The sequence below is a fragment of the Sneathiella sp. genome (assembly GCF_036844445.1).
Taxonomy (GTDB): Bacteria; Pseudomonadota; Alphaproteobacteria; order Sneathiellales; family Sneathiellaceae; genus Sneathiella.
The window spans coordinates 398,242-423,882 of record NZ_DAIUFV010000003.1; the positions used below are offsets into that span (position 1 = coordinate 398,242).

Here is a 25,641-nt window from a genome sequence, read left to right on the forward strand (position 1 = left end):
CCTTCTTCACTTACTGTAGCGTTGGCATTTCTTCGATGGCTTTGATCTGCAGGTCATGCTCGGAGCTGAGCAGCTGCTGCGCCGTCTGATAGGCGCGCATGACCTCGATCATCGACGTCATCTCCAGGATCGGATTGACGTTGGATTTTTCCAGCGTGCGCTCGAGAATACGGGCGTCCGTCGCGACCTCTGGCCGGTGCGTGCCGGCATCATAGAGACCGTTGCCCACCTGCTTCAGAATTTGCGGATTATCGAAGCGGACAAGGGTGATTTTCTGGGTCTGGCCGGGGGCGGTCGTAATGGTGCCGTCGGGCGCGATATTCAGTTCCTGAAACTGGACGTCGACCTGGATCTGGCGATTGTCCTCATCGAGCAGGTGCTCGTTCGAGGAGGTGATGATAAAGCCGTCAGGATCCAGCCGGAAACTGCCGTTGCGGGTGTAGCGGACGCCGCGATCGGTCTCGACGGTGAAATAGCCCTCACCGCTGATCGCGAGATCGAGCGGGCGGCCGGTGTGCGTGAATTCGCCTTCGCGCAGATCGCGATAGCTGCCATAGTCCTGCACGAAGGAAACGGATTTGTTGTTCATCGGGCGGATCAGGAACTCTTCAAAGAGGGGATGCTCCGCCTTGAAGGCTGTCGTATTCAAATTGGCGAGATTGTTCGCAGTCATGTCGAGGCGCCGTTTTAGCGCGACCTGCTGTGACAATCCGATAAAACCTGCATTCTTCATCTCTCTGCCCTTCTGGCAAAATGGATTTGCGGTTTTTGTTGCAAGCCCGATGCCAGAAAATAAATCCTGTAAAATCAATGCATTAAAAGTAGATCCGCGGTGTCATACGAAAGATCGGGGCGAAGAAATGACCGCAGGCGGCAATTTTTGCCGCGTTGGCGGCGCGGCAGGGGTCCGTCTTATTGGCGATCGGGGCCGAACTCCTGCGAGGGGGGGCGAAAAAAATATTACTTCATGCGAAACTTATTAACATTCTCAACTTCTTGTTAACCAAACGCGCTTACTCTTTGCCGCATAGTCAGCGCAACAGGCGCTAAAATGCGAGAAAAGAGTATGGTAGACCAGATTGAGGATGACGGATCCGACACCGGTCAGGACGGCGCCGAAGGGCAGGTCCGAAAAAAGCGGCTGAGCGGCAAGGTTCTGGTTCTTTTTATCCTGCTTCCCCTCCTGATTGCAGGGGGCGGGGTCGGCGGCGCCTATTACGCCGGGCTGTTCGACAGTCCCGAGCCGACCGAGGAGGAGCTGGCGGCCGCAGCGGCACAGCAGAACAAGAAGGTGGTCTTTTACGATCTCCCGGAAATGCTCGTCAATCTCTCAACCGGCAGCTCGGCGAGCAGCTTTCTGAAGATCGGCGTGTCGCTTGAGCTTGCCGACGCGTCTCTCGTTCCCGATCTCGAGCTGCTGATCCCGCGGGTCATGGATAATTTCCAGGTTTACCTGCGTGAACTTCGCAAAGAGGACCTCAGCGGTTCGCAAGGTGTCTTCCGGCTTAAGGAAGAATTGCTGATGCGCATTAACAACGCGGCGAGCCCGGTTCGGGTCAATGACGTGCTGTTCCGCGAACTGCTGGTACAATAGGGAAGTCGATGGCTGATCTGGACGACGACGAAATGGATATGGCGGCCGCAATGGCCGCCGAGCAGGCCGGTGCGGAAGATGATATGGCCGCGGCCATGATGGCGATGGAAGAGGAGGACGACCTCGGGGCGCCGTCAATGTCGGGGCACAGCACCCGCGTCCTCAATCAGGACGAAATTGACAGTCTCCTCGGCTTCGATATGGAGGGCGAGGACGGCGCCGACAATTCCGGCATCAAGGCGATCATCAACTCGGCGCTCGTCAACTATGAGCGCCTGCCGATGCTGGAGGTCGTGTTCGACCGGCTGGTCCGCATGATGACAACGTCGCTGCGCAACTTCACCTCCGACAATGTGGAAGTCAGCCTCGACAACATCACCTCGATCCGCTTTGGCGATTATCTGAATTCCATCCCGCTGCCGGCGATCCTCAGTGTCTTCCGCGCCGAGGAGTGGGACAATTTCGGCCTGATCATGGTGGAGAGCTCGCTGATCTACTCCATCGTCGACGTGCTGCTGGGCGGTAGGCGCGGCACCGCCGCGATGCGCATCGAGGGGCGGCCCTACACGACCATCGAGCGCAATCTCGTCGAGCGGATGATCTCGGTCATCCTCAATGACATGACGGGCGCGTTTGAGCCGTTAAGCCCCGTCACCTTCCGCCATGAGCGGATCGAGACGAACCCGCGCTTTGCGACCATCGCGCGGCCGGCCAACGCGGCAATCCTGATCAAGCTCCGCATCGACATGGAAGATCGCGGCGGCCGCCTTGAAATGCTGCTGCCCTACGCAACGCTGGAGCCGGTCCGCGAGCTTCTCCTGCAGATGTTCATGGGCGAGAAATTCGGCCGCGACAGCATCTGGGAAAACCATCTTGCGACCGAACTCTGGTCGACCGATGTCGATATCGAGGCGGTGCTCGATGAAAAGCAGATGTCGCTGAAGGAAGTTCTCAATCTCGAAATCGGCGATACGATCATGTTCAACGCGTCGCCCACCAGCCCGACGATCCTCCGCTGCGGCGGCATCGCCATGGTGTCGGGGCGGATGGGGCGCTCGGGACGGAATATCGCCGTCAAAGTCGACAAATCACTACGAACGTTGGGGTAGGCAAATGTTTGACACAATCCCTCTCGATTTTCTGATGAACCTGCTGCTGGTCGGATTGCTGCTGGCGACCATCGGCTATTGCGCGGTTCTGAACCGGCGCCTTGCGACGATGCGCGACGCCCATGCGGAATTGCGCAAACTCACGGAAGAGTTCGATAAGGCGCTCGTTCGTTCAAAATCGGGCGTTGATGAGCTGAAATCTCTAGCCGCGACCACCGGCAAGCAGTTTCGCAGTGAAATCAGCCAGGCCCGCGAGCTGATCGAGGAGTTGCAGCTGATCAATGCTTCCAGCACGCGGATCGCCGATCGCCTGCAGCAGGGCGTTGAAAAATCGAGCCGGCGGAGCGTGACGGGCGTTTATGACGATGATCCCGCCGGGCTTTTCGACAGCGACGAGTCAGCGGCCGATATCCCGGTGACAACACACAAAAAATTCCGCAGCGAAGCGGAAAAAGAACTTTTCGAAATGCTGACGAAAGCAACGTGACAGGCCCTCGGATGATGACAAAAATTCGTATTCTGCCGATGATGGTGATTGCACTCCTTCTCATCTTCGGCGTCAAGCTGAGCGCTGTGTGGACGGATGCGCAAGGGGTCTTCTTCGATGTGCGCGTTGCCGAAGTGCAGGCAAGTGAGAAGGGCGCCGCAGCCGAAGGCGCGGCCGAGAATGCCGCGGCTCAAGCTTCGGCGGCAACGAGTGAAGCAGGTGATGCCTCCGCCGCCGCCCCGGTGCGCGAGAGCGTGATTGCCGCTATCGATCCGGCCGTATCCTCCGGCTTCACGAAAAGCGAGGTTGAGGTGCTCGAGCGTCTTGCGCAGCGCCGCGCCGAGCTTGACCGCCGCGCCGAAGAGCTTGATATGCGCGATAACCTTCTGAAGGCGACGGAAACGCGGATTGACGACAAGATCGCCAAGCTGCGCGAGATGGAAGAGACACTGAACGGCCTGCTTCGCCTGCATGACGAGGAAAAGCGCGCACAGATGGAAAGCCTCGTCAAGATCTATGAGAAGATGAAGCCGAAAGATGCGGCGCGCATTTTCAACAATCTTGACATGGATATCCTGATCGACGTGGCGAGTAACATCAAGGAAGCCAAAATGGCCTCCATCCTTGCCGAAATGAACAGCGCCCGCGCCAACAAGCTGACCGTGGAGCTTGCCACGCGCCAGCAGCTTCCGAAGGTGGAGGAAAGCAAGGGCTGACCTGTCGGCCCGCGCCTTCCACCGCCGCGCAAAAATATTCGCTGAAATGCCCTCCGCCGCCGCGGTCTTTACAGCTGGTTAACCATTACCGGGTAATATTTGCCGAGTTGGGAAGCGCCAGCGATGGGCGCGGGTGATTTGACAGGCGGGTGTTGCGGGTGGCCGAAACCGAATACAGCAGACAGACGGAAATCTTGACGATTGAGCCGATGGTCGAAATCAGGCAGTCGAAGGATACGACCAGTATCACTTTCGTCTCGCTTTATCTGCTGCTGCTCGCCTTTTTCATTTTTCTCCATTCCATTTCCGTCTTTAAGGAAGATCGTGTGCGCTCCGTTCTCGGCAGCGTCGAGATTGCGTTTCAGGGCCTCTCACGCGATATCCCGGCGGAGCGGCAGATGAAGCTCTCGGGGGAGGAGCAGGGTATCCATGCCTTTCATGCGCGGCTGAAAAATGTCTTTGAAACGGCGATCCCGCTCGTCGAGACGGAGACCACCGAGATGGGCGCCCGGTTGCAGTTTTCAGTCCCGCTCACGCAGCTTTTCAAGGGCAGCAGCGCCAAGGTTCGCGACGGGTTCGAGCCCTTTCTCGATGACGTCGCCGCGCTTCTGATCGCGCGCAATAATGACATGTCGACGGATATGGAAATCATGATCGGGACCGGTCTCGCGCTGCCGAACCCTGCGGCGACTGGCCGCGATCTTGCGTCCGAGCGGCTGAATGCGCTCATTCGCCGCTTCTCGCACCAGGGCGTGCCGGCGCGCAATCTCTCCATCGGCATGGAAGCGAGTGACGCCGGGCTCGTTCATTTCAGCTTCTTCCCCCGCAAGGGGCTTGGCTATCAGTTCCGCAAAACCGGGGAGAGATCATGAATTTTCTTTTCCCGAAGCGCGCGGGTGCGGCTGATACCTCAAATGCCTGGCTTGTCTCCCTCGCGGATCTCCTTGCCCTGCTCCTCGCGTTTTTCGTGCTGATGTTCTCGATGAGCGAAATCAAGGTCGATCGCTGGCAGACGCTGAATGAAACCTTCGGCAACAAGATGAGCGACGAAACCGATCTCGTCGCCCGGACCGGCGAGGCCGAGCGAAATATGACCACCATAGCTGAGCCCAAAGCCATCGATCTCGCCTATCTCGAACATATCCTCAACGGCAAGAAGGCGCAGAGCCCGCGGCTCGCCGATGTCGATATCTTCATGGCCGAGGGGCGTCTCATACTCTCCATTGGCGGCCCGGAGTTTTTCCGTTCCGGCACCAATAAAGAGGAGCAGGACGTTGCGGAAATTATCCGAACGCTCGGCGCGACGCTTCAGTATATCAGCAACCGCGTCGAGGTTTTCGGCCATACCGATCCGGATCCGATCACATCGCCCACGGCGCGATATCCGGATAACTGGGCGCTCTCGCTGGCGCGGGCGCTGTCGGTGGCAAATGAGCTGAAGCAGGCCGGTTATACCCGGCCGATCCGGGTGTTCGGCATGGCCGACTCCCGTTTCGACGAGCTGGCGCTCGTTGAGGATACGGAAAAGAAATACGCGCTGGCGCGGCGAGTGGACATCGTCATCAGCGCGGTAGAGGGATGAGGGGTTATATGAGCCGCGTATCTGGATTTGTATATCGGCATCGGGCGGGGAGGGTTGCTCTTCTGATCCTGCTGGCGGCCATCTTTCTGATGGCGGAGGCCGCGGGGGCGGCGAAGCAGGCCTCGGCGGAAGCCGTCAATGTCGGCTTCCGCATCGGCGATCACAAGGGTTTTAGCCGCCTGGTATTTGACTGGCCGGCCGCGACGACGGCCTATGAAAGCCGCATTGACGGCGACACGCTCGAAATCACCTTTGATGCGGTGGCGCGCATTAACCTCGCGCCGCTAAACAACGACCCGCTCGCCTTCGCGCACGCCGCCCGGCTTGAGTCGGCAGGGGATAAAACCCGGGTGCTGATCAGTCTCGCATCCGGCAGTATGGCGACGGATTTTCGCAACAAGAACAGCGTTGTTTTCGATATTCGCAAGGGCGAACGTCCGGCTGATGCAACCACCGCCACGCCGTCCGCTAAGACCGAAACGCAAAAAGCGGCGGCTGCTGATCCAATTGACAAATCAGATAAAGAAGAACCTGTAACATCTGACGATAAAAAGCATACGGAGACGTCCGCGCCCACAACAAGTTCGCCTGTTGCCGAGCCGCTGGCGACCGTTAAGGCGACGGCGGCAGCAAGCGGCGACGCGCCGCAGACTTCTGCGCACCCTCTGGCGCAGACGCAAGATGATGAGACGGCGCGCGAGGCAGCCGCCGCGAAGTCTGCGCCAACGTCGGTTATCACGACCCATTCGATTGCATCGCCCGCGCCCGCTGCGCATGGCTTTGAATGGGCGCCCTCCGGCCCCGGCTCCGCAATTGCGCCGATAGCTCCAACCATCGTGCTCGACAAGGCGCCGGAGAAAAACACTGCGCCTCGGACTGAGGCGGCGACGGATGCCGCTTCAGCAGTTCCGGCCGTCTCGGCGCCAGCCCTCCTCATCCCGGCGGAGACTACAAGCGCGCCGATCGTCACGCTTGCGCCCGTAGAAGTCGCAACGCCGAAGGCGGAGACGAGAGAGGCCGTGCCCGTCGTTCAACTCCGTATCAGCAATCAGAATGACGGTTTTCGCCTCAGTTTTCCGTGGGATGAGCCTGCGGCAATGGCAATGTTCCGGGCGGGCGATGCCTATTGGGCTGTCTTTGACCGTCCGGCGAAAATCGATTTGGGCAATCTCGCCGGACCTTATGAGTTTTTGGTTTTGAGCGCCCGTCAACTTGATATCCCGGGCGCGACGCTGCTGCGCTTCACCTTCCGTGATGGCTACGCGCCGAAAGTCACGCGAACGGGCAACGAGTGGACGGCGGATTTCACGGTCGATGACGCGCCGCGCGTCACCCATTCGCTCGGCGTGCAGACGGATGGCATCTCCGGATCAAAATTCCGCGCCTTTATCCCGGTTGCGAGCAACGCGCATGAAGTGCGGTTTACCGAACCTGCGAGCGGCGAGGAGATTATCGCGCTGCCGCTTGGCGGGGCCGGTCAGGGCATCCAGGATGCCCGCTATTTCAACGGTATCACCATTTTGCCGACCGTGCAGGGGGTGGCGCTGCAGGCGGGCGCGGCCGATGTGCGCATCGGTCAGGAAACGAACGGCATTGCCGTCACCGCCGTGTCGCCCGAGTTTGCCGCGACCGACGGCCCGCGGAAAATCGCCAAGCTTCCCGGCAGCGAAATTTACCCGACGCCGGTAATCCGCAAGGCGCGCGTTGTCCGCTTCGATGAGTGGCGGCAGGTGAGCGCTCCGCTTTTCACCTTGCGCCGGCAGGAATTGCAGCAGGCGGCCGCGCAGGCGCCGAAGCAGCAGAAACGACAGGCAATGGGCGACCTCGCGCGGTTCTTCGTCGGCCATAAATATTATGCCGAAGCCCTCGGGGTGCTCGCGGAGCTGAAACGGCGCTATCCCGCGATCGAAAAAGATCGCGAGTTCCGCCTCCTCGCCGGGCTTTCCGAGCTTGGCATGCGCCATTTTGAGGCGGCATCGAGCTTGCTTTTTGACGCCGATTTCAACGGCGATGTCGAGGTCGCGCCGTTTCGCGGCATGATCGCCGCAGGCGAAGGCGACTGGGAGCGGGCATTGCAGGAGCTGAACTATGCCGCGCCCGCTTTCGCCGCCCTTGGCAGGGAATGGGCCGATCATTTCCACCTCCTGCAGGCGCGGGCCGCGCTCCAGAATGTTGACGTCAACCTCGCCCGGCAGGCGCTCGATCAGGTGAAGGCGCTGACCTTGAGCGCCCAGCGCGCGGAAAAGGCCTATCTTGAAGGCGTCCACGCGATGCAGCTCAGCGACTATCCGACAGCGACGGAAAAATTCGATGCGGCGATCAGCCTCGGCCATCGTCCGATCACCGAGGAGGCGCGCTTTCAGAAGGTGAATGTCGCGTTGATGGCGAAGCAGATCAGTCCGGCAGAGGCGATTGCGGCGCTTGAGAAGCTCGATTTCGCCTGGCGCGGCGATGCCGTCGAAGTCGAGCGGCAGAAGCGTCTTGGCGATCTTTACGTTGCGACGGGAGAGGTGGACAAGGGACTCGATGCCTACAAGAGGATTGTCCGTCACTATCCCGACTCGCCCTATTCCCGCGATCTCGGCCGGCGGATGAATGATCTTTTCGCGGAGCTCTTTCTTGAAGGCGGGGCGGACGAGTTGCCGCCGATCAAGGCGCTCGCCATCTATTATCAGTATCGCGAGCTTACCCCGGTCGGGGCGCGGGGTGATCGGATGATCCAGATCCTCGCCGATCGACTGACCCGTGTCGATTTGCTGGAGCAGGCGGCGCAGCTGCTTGAGCATCAGGTGAACTTCCGCCTCGAAGGGGCGGAGAAAGCACGGATCGGAACGCGTCTTGCCATTGTCCAGCTCTGGAATAACAAGCCGGATGCCGCCCTTCGCGCGCTCTATGATACGCGCTGGCGGGCGCTGCCGGAAGCGGACAAGCGCGAGCGGCTCTATCTTGAGGCGCAGGCGCAGGCCGAGCTTGCCAACTACACCGAGGCCCTGACCCTCATCGCGCTCGACAATAGCATCGAGGCGGACAAGCTGCGTGCTGAGATTTACTGGAAATCGCACAACTGGGCGGAAGCCATTCCGGCGATTGAAAAGCTGATCGGGCGGCGGGGCAGCGAGACGGTCGAAGACGCCGCGCGCCTTGACCGGCAGCGCGTTATGCAGCTTGCCGTCGCCCTCAATCTCGCCGATGACAAAGCGGGGCTGCGCCGGCTTCGCGAGCGCTATAACGGGAAGATGGCCGGCTCGCCCGATCAGGCGGCATTCGATCTGATCACCGAGCAGAATAATCCCAATGAAGCCGACTTCCGCGAGCGCGCGACCCTGATCGCACAGGTCGGGCAGCTTGAGAATTTCATGGCCGGCTACCGCGCCAAGCTCAAGAACGGAGAGCTCTGGGCGAGCTACTGATCGCGCTCGACAAGAATATCGCTGAAAAGCTCGGGATCGACATTGCCGCCCGAGGCGATCGCGACGGCGATCTTGCCGCGGATATCAATCTTGCCCGAGAGGAGCGCCGCGAGCGCGACGGCGCCGCCCGGCTCGATCACGCATTTGAAATAGTGAAATGCGGCGCGCATGGCGGCTTTCGTCTCCTCGTCGGAAACGGCGAGGCCGCCCTTCAGCGTTTCACGGTTGATGGCGAAGGTCAGAACTCCCGGCATCGGCGTCATGATGGCATCGCACAGGCTGGAGGCGCCGGGTTCATTGGCAAGGCGTTCGCCGGCGGCAAGCGAGCGAAGCAGATCATCAAACCCCTCGGGCTCGGCGGAATAAATGTCGATTGTCGGGGCAAGCACGCGAAGGGCGAGGGAGACGCCTGCAATCAGCCCGCCGCCGCCCGCCGGTGCGACGCAGATATCGGCGCTGATCCCGCGCTCTTTCAGTTGCTCCGCAATCTCGATGCCGACGCTGCCTTGGCCAGACATGACGTAATAATTGTCGTAAGGTTTGATGAGGGTGAGGTTCTCGGCGGCCGCCAGTCGCTCGCCAAGCTCTTCGCGGCTTTCTTTCAGGCGGTCATAGGTGACGACTTTCGCGCCGTAGCCAAGGGTGTTGGCGAGCTTGATGCGGGGCGAGTCCTCGGGCATCAGGATCGTTGCCGGGATCCGCAGCATCTGCGCCGCGAGGGCGACGCCTTGCGCGTGATTGCCGCTGGAGTAGGCGAGAACGCCGGCCGATTTCTGCGCCGGGCTGAGGCGGGAGAGGGTGTTATAGGCGCCGCGGAACTTGAACGAGCCGGTGAGCTGCAGCGTCTCGCATTTGAGGAACAGCCGCGCGCCGAGGGTGTCATTGAGCGCGGGCGATTCCAGAAGCGGGGTTTCCACAACGACGTGACGCAGCACATCGCTTGCGTCGCGCACGGATTGATATGACGGCAGTCTATCGAATTCCAGCAATGAAGTCGTCCATCTTGGCAAGGAGAGGGGGTTCATCGAGCAGCGGGATATGGCCGCGATTTTCGATCACGATCGCCTGCATTTGCGGATTTTCCACCTGCATCCGGGCAAATATCTCCGCGCTCAGCACATCGGACAGCGCGCCGCGGATCGCGAGCAGCGGTACATCGCCAAGCGCCTTGAAAAACGGCCAGAGATCGACCGGCTGGTCGCCGCCCAACTGGTCTGCAAGCGCCTTGCCGAGCGCGAGATCGTAGTTGAGGCGGTAGTTCTTCTGCGCTTCATCGAATGCGTAAGTATTCATCGCAACCTTTTCCCAACCCTTCTCGTCAAGATCGGGATAGGCGCCAATATAACTCTCCCGATGATGCGCCGTTGCCGCCTCCCGCGTCGGAAAGCGGATATCCTTGCCGACATAGTCGAGGATCCGCGTACCGCCGGAGCTGTCGACTTCTGGTCCGACATCATTGAGGATGGCGCCCGCAATAAACTGCTTGGCGAGCCCGGCCATCGCCATGGTCAGCAACCCGCCGAGCGACGTACCGACGAAGAGTGCCCGGTCAATGCCTTTCTGCGTCAGAAAGGTATAGATATCGCCAAGATAGACCTGCGGATTATAATTGCCGTAGTTCTGATCATAATCGGATTTGCCGCGGCCGCGATAGTCGAGGGCATAGACTTTGCGCGATGCCGAGTAACGCTCCGCGAAGTCGTGAAAATCACCGGAGTTTCGCGTCAGGCCCGAGAGGCAGAGGATGGGGCAGGCGTCTTCCGCCGTCCCATATTCCCGGTAATATAATTTAAGGCCGTCCGAGGACGTATAATAATGTTCGCTGAACGTCATAACTTGATACCCCTGAATGCGCCAATCACAGGACAACATCCGGCACGCGAATGCAAGCGAAGATAGCGCTCAATCCGCAGGATTGCCGCGATTGATATCCTCGGCAATCTGCAGGACTTTCCCCTCCCGCTCCGCCAGCCGCTCCCGATAGATCTGCAGGTTTTCGATAACCCGCTGGACATAGTTCCGCGTTTCGCCGAACGGGATAAACTCGATCCAGTCGATGCTGTCGATCGCGCCCGTGCGCGGATCGCCATGTTCACTGATCCACCGGTTCACATTCGAGGGGCCGGCGTTATAGGCGGCAATGGCGAGGACATAAGAGCCGTTATAGGCAGCAATCAGGCTCGCGAGATAATTGCTGCCGAGGAGGACATTGTACGCCGGATCCGCGATCAGGAGATCCTGCGAATAGCTGACGTTGAGCTTGCGCGATACCTGCTCCGCTGTGCCCGGCATGAGCTGCATCAGGCCGCGCGCGCCGGCCCGCGAGATGGCGTCGGGCGCAAAAGAGCTTTCCTGCCGCGCGATGGCCAGCATCAGCGCTTCCTCGACGGGCGGGTTCTGAAGCGCGAGCGAGGGCGTCGGCCAGTTGATCTCGATGATTTCCGTGCCCGACTGCGACGCCTGCTTGGCGATGGCAATGGCGAAATCGGGGCGGTTCACGCTATTGGCAAGCGCGGCGAGGGTCGCATATTCCGCCTCGCGCGTCGCCTTGTCGGTGAGATGCAGCAGGAACGGGCGGGTGAGGCGCTCCTCGCCAAGTTCGGCAAGCTGCCGGATGACGAGATAGAGCTCCTCCATGCCGGGGATTGTCGCATCCTGCCCGCGCGGGGCGGTCGTTGCCGGAATGGCAGGCAGCCGCCGCTCGCCAAGTTCATGCAGCGCCATCTGGCCATAGTAGGTGGTGTAATATTGCGCGGCGGTCCGATACCAGTGTTCCGCCATCGCGGCATCGCCGCGGGCGGCCTGTGCGCGGGCGATCCAGTAGGCGCCGCGGGAGCGGCTGATCGGGTAGCCGACATTCTCATAGAGCGTTCCGAAATGCTGGAGCGCGGTCTCGGGATCGTGCATGAAGCGAAGCGCGATCCAGCCCGAGAGCCATTCGGCAGAGGCGAAGTTGGCGCCGGATTTCAGCCCGTGCCGGCTGGCGAGCTGATAGGCGCGGGCGATGTCGCCGTCCGTCAGCAGCTCGCGCGCCTGGATATGCCGCTCCAGCCACCATTTTTCGGCATGTGGCACCTCGGCATCGAGGCCGAAGAGCAGCTCCTGCGCCTCCGGGTAGAGCGACCGGACACGACGCCAGCGTGTCCGCTCGAACAGCAGTCCGGGGTCATTCTGCAGCCGCTCCGGGACGGCGCGGACGAGCGCGTCCACATCGCCCGTCCCGGTCATCAGCGCGAGCCGGGCGCGGGCGAGTTTCTGGACGTCGGCGCTCACCCGTGGCAGCACGCGCTCGGCGGCGCTGCTGTTCCGCTCCCACAGCAGATGATCGAGCCTGGCTTCATGGTCGGCCCGGTCAAGAAAGCTGCCGGCCTCGCGCAAGATTTCCTTCTCGATCAGTTCCGGCAGATCACCTTCGCGCCACGCGCGGCGGATCCAGTCCCGGCCCTCGCTGTCACGGCCCAGAAACCGCAGCGCCTCGCCATATCGATACATGCCTGTGCCGGTGCGGGGCGGGTTGACGGTGAACCAGTCGACGGTTTTCTGCGGCGGCACCGGCACGGCAAGCGCCTGCTCGGCCCGCTGGCGCAAGGTTACCTGATAGGGCCAATGGGGGTTTTCGCGTATGAAGGCGGTGATTTCGTTGAAACTCGCCTGTGTGTCGTAGGTCGTGAAATAGCGCCAGTCGAGAATCTTGGCGGGAAGTTTATATGTTGCCTCACTCACCAGAAAGCGGACCCGCGTCCAGTCCTGCGCTTCCGCGGCGGCGAAGGCGGCTTTGTAAATGCCAAGATCCTTGCGGCTGAGAAGGCCGGTTGCGAGCGGATGGGGCGGCAGTTCGATATTCGCCGGGCGATTTCCCGGGCGCGGCGCGTCGCTCACGACGAGGCCTGCAACGGCGATAGCGTGAGGCTTGTCCATAGGCAGCGGAACAGGCGGGTTCGCCGCCGATTTCGAGGACGGACCCGCTGCGCCCGCCGCAGCGGGCAGGAAAAGCAATGTCAGACTTGCGATCAGCGCCATCTGGGCGCGGCTTTTCAACATGATCTTCGCCGGTTACACAACAGTATCAGGATTCCGCCCCGGATCCTCATGTCGGCCATAGTAGCAGACATCAGCCCTGATCCTGCAGGCTTTTGTTTGCCATTTCGTAAACGTGATCGGAAAGATCCGGAAGTTTCAGAATATTCTCAAGTTCCGCCTTCATCAGCTTCTGGCGGGCGCTGTCATAGCGGCGCCATTGACCGAGCGGTGCGACAAGCCGCGCGGCGAGCTGTGGATTGGGTTTATTGAGCGCGCCAATGACGCCAGAGAGCAGGCGGTAACCGTCCCCGCTTATGTCATGGAAGCTGACGGGATTGCCGGACGCAAATGATCCCACCAGCGAGCGCATGCGGTTGGGGTTGAGAAGCGTAAAGGCCGGATGCTCCATAAGCGCCTGCACGTCGCAGAGCGTGGTCTCGCGCACCGCCGTCGCCTGCAGCGAGAACCATTTGTCGACGACAAGGTCGTCCTTCTGCCAGCGGTCATAATAGTCGGCGAACATCTCATCACGAATCGGGTCGGTGATGTCGCGAACGGCAGAGAGGGCCGCGACCGTATCGGTCATGTTGTCGCTCGTCCGGTACTGGGCGCGGGCGAGCTGGTAATAATCTTCCCGCCCGGTGGCGATCAGATAGTGAAGCGCCGTATTCTTAAGCCGCCGGCTGCCGCTCTCGGGCTGGTTGCCGGGCGCCGGCACCGCGCGGCATTCCTCGTAGATCTGCAGCCATTTTTCTTCGAAGGCCTGGCCAAGCTGCTGGCGGGCGGCTTCGCGCACGCGGTGCAGCCCGTCGACATCGACCACCGGCATCGTCTGGGCGACGTCCTGCTCGCTCGGCAGGGTGAGGGCGAGGGCGGCGAAGGCGCGGTCAATCTCCTTGTCATCGAGGAGGGCGGCGAAGGCGGAGAGAAATGCCTCCGGCAGCGCGACAGGTTTCCCGTCCTTCATCGCGGCGACCTGTTTCAGGATGATGTCGCCCGCGAGGCGCTGGCCGGCGTCCCAGCGATTGAACGGATCGGGATCCTTCGCATAATGAAAGGCAAGGTCGGTATCCTCCAGCTTCTGGTTGAGGATCACCGGTGCGGAAAAGCCGCGGAAAAGGGACGGGCGCGGGCGGGCGGCCAGGCCGCTGAAATGCATCGACTGGCTTTCTTCCGTCAAGCTGAAGACGGCTTCCTGCGCGCCTTTATGCGGTCCGTCCGGGAAGGGTAGCGGATTGCCCGCCTCATCCAGCAGCGCCATGCGGAGCGGAATATGCAGCGGTTTGAAGTCTTTGCCGGCCTTGATATTTTTCTGCTCGAACGTCAGCGTGTAGTCGCCGCTCTTCGCGTCATAGGCTTCGCTGACAAAAATTTCCGGCGTGCCGCGCGTCACATACCAGCGGCGGAACTGCGTGAGATCAACGCCCGAGCCATCCTCAAGCGCGCTCACAAATTCCTCGGTCGTCACCGCCTGCCCGTCATGACGATCAAAATAGAGGTCCATGCCTTTGCGGAATTTCTCAGGGCCCAGCAGCGTGTGGATCATGCGGATTACCTCGGCCCCTTTTTCATAGACCGTGGCGGTATAGAAATTATTGATCTCGACATAGCTTTGCGGCTGGATCGGATGGGCGAGGGGGCCGGCATCTTCGGGGAACTGCGCGGCGCGCAGGCGCTGCACATCGCCGATGCGCTGCACGGCAGCCGAATTCATATCGGCGGAAAATTCCTGATCGCGAAAAACGGTCAGCCCTTCCTTCAGCGTGAGCTGGAACCAGTCGCGGCAGGTGATGCGGTTGCCGGTCCAGTTGTGGAAATATTCATGAGCGATGACGCTCTCGATGCCGTCGAAATCGGCGTCCGTTGTGGTTTCGGGCGAGGCGAGGACATATTTCGAGTTGAAGACATTAAGGCCCTTGTTTTCCATCGCTCCCATGTTGAAATCGCTGACCGCGACGATCATGAAGATGTCGAGATCATATTCGCGGCCGTATTTCTCCTCATCCCAGCGCATCGCTTTCTTGAGTGATTCCATGGCGTGGTCGCATTTGTCTTCATTCCCCTTCTCGACAAAAATCTGCAGCGTCACGTTGCGGCCGGAGCGGGTCGTAAAATGATCTTCGACCCTGGCAAGGTCGCCGGCGACGAGGGCGAACAGATAGGCGGGCTTGGGGTGCGGGTCGTGCCATGTCACTTCGGTGCGGCCATCGGGCAGGAGCGTTTTGCCGGTCAGATTTCCGTTTGAGAGCATGACCGGATAGCGCGCGGCGTCGGCGACAATCCTTGTGGTGAAGGTCGCCATCACATCGGGCCGGTCGAGATAATAGGTGATGCGGCGAAAGCCTTCGGCCTCGCACTGGGTGCAGAAATTCCCGCTCGATTTATAAAGCCCTTCGAGCGCCGTATTCTCCTGCGGGCGGATGCGGGTGACGATTTCGAGCGTGAACTCGTCGATCGACGCACTGACGGGGATGGTCAGCAGCTTGTCGGTCCGCCGGTACTCCCGCGCCGAAAGGGGCCTGCCGTCGAGCTTGACCGACACCAGCTCCAGATGTTCGCCGTTCAGCGCAAGCGCGGTCGCCTGCCTGTCGTTTCGCGTCAGGGCAAGCTGCGAGGTGACGATCGTCTCTTCCTCACCAAGTTCGAAGCGCAGGTCGACCGTCTTGATCAGAAATTCCGGGGCTTTATAATCGCGTAGATGAATGGCGGCCGGTTTGGCGAGGGACTTGGACAAGGGACACCTTATAATTTGGGAACAATAGACCAAATGTAACTTCCTCGGCGGGGGGATCAAGGCGGGGATGGGAAGAAAGATGCGCCAAAGGTCACAGTTTATGGCGTAATGGGCGGGATTTCATGCAGTTACCGCTTGCTTTCCGGGCTTTCATGGCTGTAAATCAGGCCTTCGCCAGATGAAAAGAACGGTTGCCGGCAGGGCCGGACCGGATAAATGGGCGAATTACGGAAATTTTTACTCGAGGATATTGTCATGTTTAGAGGATCGATCACTGCGCTTGTCACTCCCTTCGATGGAGCGCGCGTGGATGAAAAATCGTTTCAATCCCTCTGTGACTGGCAAATAAAATCCGGAACGAAGGGGCTTGTCCCGGTCGGCACGACGGGCGAATCCCCGACGCTCAGCCACCCGGAGCATGACCGCGTGGTCGAGCTTTGCATCGAGGTTGCGAAGGGCCGCGTGCCGGTCATGGCAGGCACGGGCTCTAACAACACGATGGAGGCGATTCGCCTCACCGAGCATGCGAAGAAGGCGGGGGCAGACGCGGTGCTCATTGCCATGCCCTATTACAACAAGCCGACGCAGGAAGGGATGTACGCCCATTACAAGGCAATCCATGATGCGGTGGAGATCCCGATCTATATCTACAATATTCCGGGCCGCTCCATTGTTGATATGACGCCGGAGACCATGGGCCGGCTCGCGAAGCTGCCGAACATTGTCGGCGTCAAGGATGCGACGGGCGATGTCTCGCGCGTCACGCTGCAGCGGCTGCATTGCGGTACCGATTTCAATCAGCTTTCCGGGGAAGATGGAACCGCTGTCGGCTTTAACGCCCAGGGCGGCAACGGCTGTATTTCGGTAACCGCGAATGTGGCGCCCGACCTCGTCTCCGCGATGCAGGAAGCAACGCTTGCGGGCGACTATAAGAAGGCGGTCGATCTGCAGGACCGGCTGATGCCGCTGCACCGGGCGCTGTTCCTTGAATCGAGCCCGGCGCCTACCAAATATGCATTGTCGCTGCTCGGGAAATGCCGGGAGGATATCCGCCTGCCGCTGATCCCGGTCGTTAAAGACGAAACGAAGCAGGCGATCGAGGCCGCGATGCGTCACGCGGGCATCCTGAACTGAGATAACGGAAATTTTTGTTATGGCTGGTCGAACGATCGCCGAAAACCGCAAGGCCCGCTACAACTACTTCATTCATGACGAATTTGAAGCGGGCCTGATCCTGCATGGCACGGAGGTCAAGAGCCTGCGCGCCGGCAAGGCCAACATTCAGGACGCCTATGCGTCTTTTGAAAATGAGGGCCTGTATCTGATCAACGCGCATATCGCGGAATATGGGCATGGCAACCGCTTCAACCACGATCCGCTCCGCCCGCGCCAGCTCCTGATGCACAAGCGGGAGATCAACAAGATCGCCGGACAGATCCAGAAGGCGGGGAAAACGCTGGTGCCGCTGTCGCTCTATTTCAATGACCGTGGCATCGTCAAGGTCAGGCTCGGTCTTGCCAGCGGCAAGAAGCAGCATGACAAGCGGGCGACCGAACGCGACCGCGACTGGGGCCGCGAGAAGCAGCGGCTGATGAAGCAGCATAATTAAGACGAGTCATTCCTCTGGCTAGCACGCTCCAGTGTCCTGCACAGTTTAATGTCAGGCGTGCAAACGGAAATGTTACCCCATTGCCTCGCGGCTGATCGGGGTGGCGAAGCGGATGCCGTGAAAATGATCCGCCGCCCAGACGACCTGGCTCTTCAGCCCGTCGGAAAAGGCGCGCGAGGATTGCAGGACCAGCGATGTGCCTTCGGGCAGCCGTTCTTCAAGCCAGATTTTTGCGCCGTAGCGGCTGTAATCGACCAGGCTGACCGTTATCTTGGCGCCGTTGGCGATGACGAAACCCGGCCAGTCGACGGTTATGCGCGGGTGACGGCGTTTGTCATGCGCATCGGCAACGAAGTCGCAATAGACGGGGAGATCACTGTCGGGCAGGGTCGCGATCTGGCGCGGGCGGTATTTGCGATCGACCGCGCGCCGGATAAGAACGCTTTCATGCAGCTTTTCCGGCTCCATCCCGCTATGATCGGAAAGGCGGCCGGTTTGCCCGAACGGCCTGTTGAAGGGCTTGCGAAAAGGGATCGGAATGCCGGCAACCTTGCGCCGGTTCATGGCGATCCGCCCGTTGATATCCGGGCTGGTGAGCTGTTCCAGCTTTTGCATATCGATATGCAGCCCCTCGCTTCGGAGACGGTCGATCATCCAGTGCAGCGCGATATCGGAAAGGCGGCTATCGCGCCGCCCGCCAACGACATTTTCATGCGAGCCGGCAAACCACACCTGCTCGACCTTTCGCGTCTCGGGCGATTGCAGGCCGGTCCAGAGGCCGGGTTTGAAGCGGCTCCGCCGTTCATCGAGCGCGAGCGCCTGACAGGCAAAGTCGACATTTCCGTTCACCCGGTGATCGTTGAAGGTCATCCAGCTTTGCGAGATATGATGCAGGCCGGGCAGTGGTAGGCCGTAACTGCCGACGGTATCCCAGCAGCCGAGAAAGCGGATCCGCACCCGGTTGACCGGCAGCTCAGCCGCGAGTGCCTCGGCGGCCGGCGACTGCAGCGCCTCGACCGGGATCTGGCTGTATTCATAGGCTTTGGCATGCAGGTCCGGGCGGTCGGCCGGCAGAATGCCAACCTTGTCGATCAGATGGGCGAGGCGGCGAATATTGAAGGCGCCGAGCCCGGCGCCGAGAAGATAGATCTCATCCCCTGCATCAGTGCGGTAGTTGTCGCAGAGAAAGCGGTAGCTGTGGATGATCTCCGCCTTCATGCCGAGCCCGAAGGTCCGCTGCATCAGACGGCGGTGGAGCGCAGGCCTTGCTTCATGGTCATGGAGATAGAGACGCTGTTCATCGCCCTCCGGCGTTGCCTCGGCGATACATTGATAGGTGAGGGTGGCGTTTCCCGGAACGCGGCGATTGCGGCTTCTGAACTGCGGCGATATCCAGCTGCCGTCACTCAGGACCACAAGCTTTCGTGCCATCGCTTTCCCTTCCTGACCAAGACTATTGTAGCAAACCGGGTGCAAAAGACGGCCTGATTTTACAAGACCGCGAGAACGACAAGGACGCAAATCAGGTTACGAAACGGCACTCATTCATGATTACGGGCGCTATTGTAGCCGCATTCGGGCCGCTCATTCTATGAAAAAATGCGCGGCGTCCGGCCCGCTTTCCCCCCAGCTGGCAAGAATGCGCGCAAATTTCACTCAATTGCGGCTTGGCGGACGCCTCCGGCGCTGAGGTCCGAAATGCTTTTCCGGCTGCTCGTAGAGGTTGTGGAGACGAGAGGCGCAAAAGTCGCGCGGCGGGAACGGATGGCGGACGGCAGGCGAGGGTCAGGCGATTTCCTCGGCGTCCTCATAGGGGTCGAATTCGTTCGGGAACTGCTCATAGTCGCGATCGGGACGCGGGCTCGCGGTCCGCCCGACGCGCTTTTCCATATCTTTCAGCTCGATGAAGAAGTCGGCCTGGCGGCGCAACTCGTCGGCGATCATCGGTGGCTGCGATTTGACCGTGCTGACGACGCTGACGCGCACGCCCTGACGCTGGATCGATTCGACGAGACGGCGGAAATCGCCATCACCGGAGAACAGGACCGCATGGTCGATATATTTCGCAAGCTCCATCATGTCGATGGCGAGCTCGATGTCCATATTACCCTTGTATTTGCGCCGCCCGGCGGAATCGGTGAACTCCTTGGTCGGCTTGGTGACCATGGTGTAGCCATTATAATCGAGCCAGTCGACGAGGGGGCGGATCGGCGAATATTCCTGATCCTCGATCAGCGCGGTGTAGTAAAACGCGCGCACGAGCCTCCCTTGCGAGGTGAATTCGCGCAATAACCTTTTGTAGTCAATATCAAACCCCAACGCGCGTGCCGCAGCGTATAGATTTGACCCGTCAATAAAAAGAGCGATCCGCTCTTCGGGGTAAAAAGGCATTCCCATTTCCGCACATAATATTATAAATAATTCTTGTTACGGTCGCGATTGCTCCCTAATCCTTAAACCAATAGCAAAATAATTGGGATTTCTCTAGCAAAGAAATGCAGCCCGTTCAGATGATTATGGTTTCTCCGGGCATAAAACGAGGCATTTTCGTGATTTTTAAGGAAAATTAACCGTGATTTTGATCGGCCTCGGCGCGAACCTTCCCCATCCCGTCTATGGCGCGCCCGTCGATACGCTAAAGGCGGCGATTGCGCGCGTCGCGGAATTTGCCAAGGTCCTCCGTCAGTCCGGCTGGTACCGGACGGCGCCGGTTCCCATCTCCGACCAGCCCTGGTTCGTCAATGCGGTGATCGCCGTAGAGACCGAGCTTTTCGCCGCCGCGCTCGAGCAGCGCCTGCATGAGGTGGAGGCGGCTTTCGGGCGCGTTCGGCGCGAAAAATGGGCGGCGCGGTTCCTCGATCTCGATCTTCTGGACTATAACGGCGAGGTAACGGTGAACCGCGATCAGGCGGCCGGGCTTGTCCTGCCGCATCCGCAGATCGAGGCGCGGCTTTTCGTGCTCGCGCCGCTTGGCGAAATCGCGCCCGAATGGCGCCATCCCGTGAGCGGCAGAAGTGCGGCGGAGCAGATCGCAAAACTCGGCGAAACCCAGATAATCGAGCGGCTTTGAGCCAGGGCGTCGTCTCGCAGGTGCGATAAAGTCACGCAGGATAGAGAAACTGCTGGTTTTCAGCGGCTTTTTCTGTCACTTTGACTTGCTATCCGCTACACAAGTGAATATGTAGTAGGCTGAATTCAAAGACAATTGGAGTTACCATAAATGGCACGCGTCACCGTTGAAGATTGCGTAGAACGAGTTCCGAACCGCTTCGAAATTGTCCTGCTGGCGGCGCGCCGGTCCCGGGAGATTGCGGCCGGTTCGATGCTGACGGTCGATCGGGACAATGACAAGAACCCGGTCGTCTCCTTGCGCGAAATCGGCGACGGCACGATCGATATCGACGGGCTGAAGAACAATCTTATTCATTCCCTGCAGCGCCGGGTCGAAGTGGACGAGCCGGAGGAAGACAATATGGCTGCCCTGATGAGCGCCAGCAACGAATGGGCTGGCGTTATTCAGGAAAACCTGATCGAGAACACTTTTTCAGCCGATGAAGTCGGCGCAACGGATGGGGACGCGGCGGCACCGGAAGCAGACGTTGATGACCCGTTCGACGACAACTGAGCAAGACAGGGGTCATTTCCGGCATTTAATCCTCTTCCTTCTCACTCAAATGCCGGGAAACCGGCGTTTGGGTGAAACGATCCGCGCAAGGTTCGGGCTGACCGATCAATGGTGGCGGGGGGAGGGCGGCGCGCAATGGCGCCGTAGCTGTTGATGCTGCGCCAGGTTGAACTCGTCGATCGCGTCCTGAAGTATGATCCGCAGGCGGATGAAGACCTGCTCAACCGCGCCTATATCTTTACCGTCAAATCGCACGGCAGTCAGAAGCGTGCGTCCGGCGATCCTTACTTTTCCCATCCCATCGAAGTCGCGGGCATCCTGACCGAGCTCAAGCTCGATACCGCGACCATCGTGACGGCGCTCCTGCATGATACGATCGAGGATACCGTCGCCACCAAAGAGCAGATCGAGGAGATTTTCGGCAGCGAAATCGCCGCTCTCGTCGACGGGGTGACCAAGCTCTCGCAGCTAGAGTTGCAATCGGACAAGACGAAGCAGGCCGAAAACTTCCGCAAGCTGCTGCTTGCGATGTCGAACGACATCCGGGTGCTGCTCGTCAAGCTCGCTGACCGGCTGCATAATATGCGCACCCTGCATTTCATCAAGAACCCGGAGAAGCGCAAGCGCATCGCCACCGAGACGATGGAGATTTACGCGCCGCTCGCCGAACGGATCGGTATGCAGAATTTCCGCGACGATCTTGAAGATCTTGCGTTTATCGAGTTGAATAACGAGGCGCGGAACTCCATCAAGCGGCGCCTTGAATATCTGCGCGAGGAGGGCGAGGACATTGTCGAGCGCATCGTTGCCGCGCTCAAAAAAGATGTCGCAAGCGCTGATGTCGACGCCGAAATCTTCGGGCGGGAAAAGCGCTACTATTCGATATGGCGGAAGATGGAGACGAAGAATGTCTCCTTCGAGCAGCTCGCCGATATCATCGCCTTCCGGATCATCGTTGACACGGTCGAGGACTGTTATCACGTCCTTGGCATCCTGCATGCGAAATATTCGATGGTGCCGGGCCGCTTCAAGGATTACATCTCGCTGCCCAAGCGCAATAATTATCGCTCCATCCATACGACGATCATCGGTCCCGAGCAGAAGCGCATCGAGGTGCAGATCCGCACCCGCGAGATGCATGAGACCAACGAATATGGTGTTGCCGCGCATTGGCAATACAAGCAGAATCTTGAGCAGGTGAGGGAAGGCCGGCAGTATCGCTGGCTGCGTGAGCTCTTGGAAATTCTGGAGACCAGCGCCGATCCGGACGAATTTCTGGAACACACCAAGCTCAGCATGTTCCAGGACCAGGTCTTCTGCTTCACCCCGAAGGGCGATCTCATCTCCCTGCCGCAGGGCAGCAGTCCGGTGGATTTTGCCTATGCCGTCCATACCGATGTCGGCAATACCTGCGTTGGCGCCAAGATCAACGGTCGGCTGGTTCCGCTTCGCACGGTTTTGCGCAACGGCGATCAGGTCGAGATCCTGCGCTCCAAGAACCAGACGCCGTCGCCGACATGGGACGGCTTCGTCGTCAGCGGCAAGGCGCGCGCGGCAATCCGCCGCTTCACCCGCATCAAGCAGCGCGACCAGTATATCGAGCTTGGCAAGGCGATCGCCGAAAAGGCGTTCCGCATGGAAGGCAAGCAGTTCGCCGAAAAGGCAATGCAGGCGGCTGTCGAAGTGTGGAATCAGGAAACCATCGATGACATTTACTGCATGCTCGGCGACGGAACGCGCACCGGCCGGCAGCTCATCGACGTTATTTTCCCGGGTGAACGGCAAAAAGTCGATAAGGATAAAGTTGTCGCGCTCCGGCGCGGCGGCTCGAAATCGGGCGGCCGCTCCAACTCCATTCCCATTCGCGGGCTGATCCCCGGCATGGCGATGCATCTCGCCGGCTGCTGCCACCCGCTGCCGGGAGATCGCATCGTCGGCATTGTCAGCACCGGGCGCGGCGTGACGATCCATACCATTGATTGCCATACGCTCGAACAGTTCGCCGATGTGCCGGAGCGCTGGCTCGATGTGTCTTGGGATGAGGACGACCAGCAGGCGCTCTCGGTCGGGCGGATTTCCATCATCATCGCCAATGAGCCGGGCGCTCTTTCGGGCGTGACCTCGACGATCGCGTCGAACAACGGCAATATCAGCAATCTGGTAATCGTCAATCGCAGCCAGGATTTTTTTGAAATGCGCATCGACATCCAGGTGAAGGATGTGCGCCATCTTATCAATATCATCGCGGCGTTGCGGGCGGACCCCGTGATCAGCTCCGTGGAAAGATCGGCCGGATAGATGCCGGCGCTTCAAGGATTGAAAGGGTAAAAATGAAGAATGAAGAGATCCTCGCCCATTTTCGCGAGACGGATGCGCTGCTCAAAGGGCATTTTCTCCTGAGTTCGGGGCTCCATTCGGATCATTATCTGCAGGCCGCGAAAGTGCTGATGTATCCCGATCGCGCCGCCGCGCTTGCTGCCGCCCTTGCCGCGCGGGTCAGGGAGAAGTTCGGCGAGGATGCGGTTGACGTGGTCGTCGGTCCGGCTATGGGCGGGATTATCATTGCCTATGAGCTGGCGCGCCAGCTTGCCGTGCCTGGCATCTTCACGGAGCGGGAAAACGGCGTCTTCACCTTCCGGCGCGGCTTCTCGCTTGCGCCCGGCGCGCGCGTGATCATGTCGGAGGATATTGTTACCACCGGTAAATCGAGCCGCGAATGCATCGACGCCATTCGCGCAGCCGGCGGCGAGGTGATCGGCGCAACCTGCCTGATCGACCGCTCCAACGGAACGGCCGACGTCGGCGTGCCGCTCGTCTCCCTGATGAAAATGGAGGTTCGCACCTTCCCCGCGGATCAGGTGCCGCCTGAGCTCGCGGATGTTCCTGTCGTAAAGCCGGGTAGCCGCAATATTAAATGAGCGTCGATGTGGACAGAATATAAATGTTTCGCCGTCGTACCAAAGTATCGCGGCTCCGGCAACTCGCGGACTTTTTCTGGCCGTCGATCGGTTTTCGCCGGTCCTCGAAATATGTCGGCTACCGGCTCGCGCGTCTTAAAGGATCGCCCTACAGCCTGGCGGCGGGCTTCGCCTGCGGGGCGGCTGTCTCCTTCACGCCGCTGATCGGCCTGCATTTTATTCTTGCCGGGGTGAGTGCATGGATCCTGCGGGCGAGCATTCTTGCCTCCGCGCTTGGTACGGCGGTCGGCAACCCCTGGACCTTCCCCTTCATCTGGACGATGCTGTATAAGCTGGGACGCTGGATGCAGGGCGTGGATCCGGATCAGCGGGCCTACCCCGATGCCAGCCTGACGACCTTTTTTGAAGGTCTCTGGTCCGGGCACTGGACGGAAGTATCACATATTTTTGGCGACGTTGTCGTTCCGATGCTGATTGCGAGCGTGCCGGTTTCTGTTTGCGTCTGGCTGCTCCTGTTCTATCCTCTGAAAGCGTTGATCAGCGGCTTTCAGGAGCGGCGGGCGGCAGCGATTGAGAAGGGTCAGAAGCGCCGTGCGGAACGCAATGGCGACGCGGCGGACAAGAGGATGACGGACAAATGAAGCATTTAAGGCTTGGCGTGAATATCGATCATGTGGCGACCATTCGCAATGCCCGCGGCGGCGTGCATCCGGACCCGATGCGGGCGGCGCGCCTTGCCGAAGCGGCGGGCGCGGACGGGATCACCGCGCATCTGCGGGAAGACCGCCGCCATATCAGCGATGCCGATATCACCCGTCTGGCAGAGGAGCTGACCATTCCGCTCAATCTGGAAATCGCCGCAACCGAGGAGATGCTGGCCATCGCGCTCGCGCATAAACCCAATGCGAGTTGCCTCGTCCCTGAAAAGCGGGCGGAGCGGACGACAGAAGGCGGCCTCGATGTCGCGGGCGGTCATAACAGCTTGCGTTACTATGTCGAGAGCCTGAAGGGCGCCGGCATCCGCGTTTCGCTGTTCGTCGAGGCCGAGCCGCGCCAGCTTGAGGCTGCGAAGAAGATCGGCGCCCATATCGTCGAGATCCATACCGGCGCCTATTGCGATGCGCTCGATGCGGCGGCGCGCGCCCATGAGCTGGAGCGGATCCAGAAGGCGGCGGTCTTTGCCGAGGAACTGGGCCTTGAATGCCATGCCGGCCACGGTCTCACCTATGACACGGTCGCGCCAATTGCCGCAATCCCGACGATTGTCGAGCTGAACATCGGTCATTTCCTGATTGGCGAGGCAATTTTCTCCGGTCTTGAGCCAGCCATCCGCAAGATGCGCAGCCTGATGGACGACGGCCGCCGATCCGGGGCCTGAGGCGCGCGTCATGTCCCGTATCATTGGCATCGGTAACGACATTATCGACATCCGGCGGATCGAGAAGACGCTGGCCCGGTTCGGCGATCGCTTCATCCGGCGTGTCTATACCGAGGTGGAGATCGCGAAATCGGAGCGGCGCCTTAATCGCGTCGAATCCTATGCCAAGCGTTACGCCGCCAAGGAGGCCTGCTCCAAGGCGCTCGGCACCGGTTTTCGGCGCGGCGTGTTCTGGCGCGACATGGGCGTCGTCAACCTGCGGACCGGCCAGCCGACGCTGGTGTTGACGGGCGGCGCGCTGTTGCAGCTTGAGCGCATCACACCGTCCGGAATGCGGGCGGAAATCCATCTCACCATGACGGATGAGCCGCCGCAGGCGCAGGCGCTCGTCCTGATTACCGCGGTTCCGATAGACGAATAGCGGCGTTCGGCAACGATACGATCCGCCCCGAAATGAGT

At 60.1% G+C, this 25,641-nt stretch carries 23 protein-coding genes; 16 read left to right on the forward strand and 7 right to left on the reverse strand.

Annotated elements, in window-relative coordinates:
• Window positions 1-10 precede the first annotated feature (10 nt).
• On the reverse strand, window positions 11-733 hold the full coding sequence (gene flgF, locus V7Z56_RS08750) for a flagellar basal-body rod protein FlgF (protein ID WP_334129014.1): 723 nt from the start codon (window positions 731-733) through the stop codon (window positions 11-13).
• Between the two features lie 333 nt (window positions 734-1,066).
• Between flgF and V7Z56_RS08755 the strand changes: the two genes are divergently transcribed.
• The 7 genes from V7Z56_RS08755 to V7Z56_RS08785 all read left to right on the forward strand — a co-directional run bounded on the left by V7Z56_RS08755 (window position 1,067) and on the right by V7Z56_RS08785 (window position 8,898).
• Window positions 1,067-1,594, forward strand: coding sequence for a flagellar basal body-associated FliL family protein (locus tag V7Z56_RS08755; protein WP_334129015.1), 528 nt, complete (start codon window positions 1,067-1,069; stop codon window positions 1,592-1,594).
• A gap of 8 nt (window positions 1,595-1,602) precedes the next feature.
• Entirely contained in the window at window positions 1,603-2,703 is a 1,101-nt protein-coding gene (fliM, locus tag V7Z56_RS08760) for a flagellar motor switch protein FliM (RefSeq protein ID WP_334129016.1), read from the forward strand.
• Between the two features lie 4 nt (window positions 2,704-2,707).
• Window positions 2,708-3,190: a DUF6468 domain-containing protein gene (locus V7Z56_RS08765; RefSeq protein ID WP_334129018.1), complete on the forward strand. Its 483-nt coding sequence runs from the start codon at window positions 2,708-2,710 to the stop codon at window positions 3,188-3,190.
• Between the two features lie 11 nt (window positions 3,191-3,201).
• Window positions 3,202-3,906, forward strand: coding sequence for a MotE family protein (locus tag V7Z56_RS08770; protein WP_334129019.1), 705 nt, complete (start codon window positions 3,202-3,204; stop codon window positions 3,904-3,906).
• A 158-nt stretch (window positions 3,907-4,064) separates the two neighbouring features.
• A complete protein-coding gene (locus V7Z56_RS08775; protein ID WP_334129020.1) occupies window positions 4,065-4,778 on the forward strand; it encodes a hypothetical protein in 714 nt (237 codons plus the stop codon).
• Window positions 4,775-5,488: an OmpA/MotB family protein gene (locus V7Z56_RS08780; protein WP_334129021.1), complete on the forward strand. Its 714-nt coding sequence runs from the start codon at window positions 4,775-4,777 to the stop codon at window positions 5,486-5,488. Before V7Z56_RS08775 ends, V7Z56_RS08780 begins: the two co-directional genes overlap by 4 nt.
• An 8-nt stretch (window positions 5,489-5,496) precedes the next feature.
• Window positions 5,497-8,898: a hypothetical protein gene (locus tag V7Z56_RS08785; protein ID WP_334129022.1), complete on the forward strand. Its 3,402-nt coding sequence runs from the start codon at window positions 5,497-5,499 to the stop codon at window positions 8,896-8,898.
• On the opposite strand, the gene V7Z56_RS08790 is transcribed toward V7Z56_RS08785, so the two are convergent.
• The 4 genes from V7Z56_RS08790 to pepN form a co-directional block, all read right to left on the reverse strand.
• Entirely contained in the window at window positions 8,892-9,851 is a 960-nt protein-coding gene (locus V7Z56_RS08790; RefSeq protein ID WP_334129024.1) for a threonine/serine dehydratase, read from the reverse strand. The genes V7Z56_RS08785 and V7Z56_RS08790 overlap by 7 nt on opposite strands.
• A gap of 19 nt (window positions 9,852-9,870) precedes the next feature.
• On the reverse strand, window positions 9,871-10,731 hold the full coding sequence (locus V7Z56_RS08795) for an alpha/beta fold hydrolase (protein WP_334129025.1): 861 nt from the start codon (window positions 10,729-10,731) through the stop codon (window positions 9,871-9,873).
• Between the two features lie 69 nt (window positions 10,732-10,800).
• On the reverse strand, window positions 10,801-12,939 hold the full coding sequence (locus V7Z56_RS08800; RefSeq protein ID WP_334129026.1) for a lytic transglycosylase domain-containing protein: 2,139 nt from the start codon (window positions 12,937-12,939) through the stop codon (window positions 10,801-10,803).
• A gap of 70 nt (window positions 12,940-13,009) precedes the next feature.
• Window positions 13,010-15,652: an aminopeptidase N gene (pepN, locus tag V7Z56_RS08805; protein ID WP_334129027.1), complete on the reverse strand. Its 2,643-nt coding sequence runs from the start codon at window positions 15,650-15,652 to the stop codon at window positions 13,010-13,012.
• Window positions 15,653-15,907: 255 nt separating this feature from the next.
• Here pepN and dapA point away from each other — a divergent pair, with 255 nt between their 5' ends.
• Window positions 15,908-16,786 carry a 4-hydroxy-tetrahydrodipicolinate synthase gene (gene dapA, locus V7Z56_RS08810; RefSeq protein ID WP_334129028.1) on the forward strand — a complete coding sequence of 293 codons (879 nt, stop codon included), beginning with the start codon at window positions 15,908-15,910 and terminating at the stop codon, window positions 16,784-16,786.
• 19 nt (window positions 16,787-16,805) lie between these two features.
• Complete coding sequence (smpB, locus tag V7Z56_RS08815) at window positions 16,806-17,261, forward strand: SsrA-binding protein SmpB (RefSeq protein WP_334129029.1); 456 nt, start codon at window positions 16,806-16,808, stop codon at window positions 17,259-17,261.
• Window positions 17,262-17,333: 72 nt separating this feature from the next.
• Here the strand turns inward: smpB and V7Z56_RS08820 are convergent, their stop codons facing one another.
• The gene (locus V7Z56_RS08820; protein WP_334129030.1) at window positions 17,334-18,692 is read right to left on the reverse strand and encodes a DUF2235 domain-containing protein; all 1,359 of its coding nucleotides are present in this window, start codon (window positions 18,690-18,692) and stop codon (window positions 17,334-17,336) included.
• Window positions 18,693-19,046: 354 nt separating this feature from the next.
• Entirely contained in the window at window positions 19,047-19,652 is a 606-nt protein-coding gene (locus V7Z56_RS08825) for a LabA-like NYN domain-containing protein (protein WP_443023770.1), read from the reverse strand.
• Window positions 19,653-19,833: 181 nt separating this feature from the next.
• On the opposite strand from V7Z56_RS08825, the gene folK reads away from it, so the two are divergent.
• The 7 genes from folK to acpS all read left to right on the forward strand — a co-directional run bounded on the left by folK (window position 19,834) and on the right by acpS (window position 25,603).
• The gene (folK, locus tag V7Z56_RS08830; RefSeq protein WP_334129032.1) at window positions 19,834-20,331 is read left to right on the forward strand and encodes a 2-amino-4-hydroxy-6-hydroxymethyldihydropteridine diphosphokinase; all 498 of its coding nucleotides are present in this window, start codon (window positions 19,834-19,836) and stop codon (window positions 20,329-20,331) included.
• A gap of 150 nt (window positions 20,332-20,481) precedes the next feature.
• On the forward strand, window positions 20,482-20,886 hold the full coding sequence (rpoZ, locus tag V7Z56_RS08835; protein WP_334129033.1) for a DNA-directed RNA polymerase subunit omega: 405 nt from the start codon (window positions 20,482-20,484) through the stop codon (window positions 20,884-20,886).
• Window positions 20,887-21,039: 153 nt separating this feature from the next.
• Complete coding sequence (locus V7Z56_RS08840) at window positions 21,040-23,184, forward strand: RelA/SpoT family protein (RefSeq protein WP_334129034.1); 2,145 nt, start codon at window positions 21,040-21,042, stop codon at window positions 23,182-23,184.
• A gap of 32 nt (window positions 23,185-23,216) precedes the next feature.
• The gene (gene pyrE, locus V7Z56_RS08845) at window positions 23,217-23,804 is read left to right on the forward strand and encodes an orotate phosphoribosyltransferase (RefSeq protein WP_334129035.1); all 588 of its coding nucleotides are present in this window, start codon (window positions 23,217-23,219) and stop codon (window positions 23,802-23,804) included.
• A gap of 23 nt (window positions 23,805-23,827) precedes the next feature.
• A complete protein-coding gene (locus tag V7Z56_RS08850; RefSeq protein ID WP_334129036.1) occupies window positions 23,828-24,445 on the forward strand; it encodes a DUF2062 domain-containing protein in 618 nt (205 codons plus the stop codon).
• Window positions 24,442-25,182: a pyridoxine 5'-phosphate synthase gene (locus V7Z56_RS08855; RefSeq protein WP_334129037.1), complete on the forward strand. Its 741-nt coding sequence runs from the start codon at window positions 24,442-24,444 to the stop codon at window positions 25,180-25,182. Before V7Z56_RS08850 ends, V7Z56_RS08855 begins: the two co-directional genes overlap by 4 nt.
• Window positions 25,183-25,192: 10 nt before the next feature.
• Window positions 25,193-25,603, forward strand: coding sequence for a holo-ACP synthase (gene acpS, locus V7Z56_RS08860; protein ID WP_334129038.1), 411 nt, complete (start codon window positions 25,193-25,195; stop codon window positions 25,601-25,603).
• The last annotated feature ends 38 nt before the right edge of the window (window positions 25,604-25,641 follow it).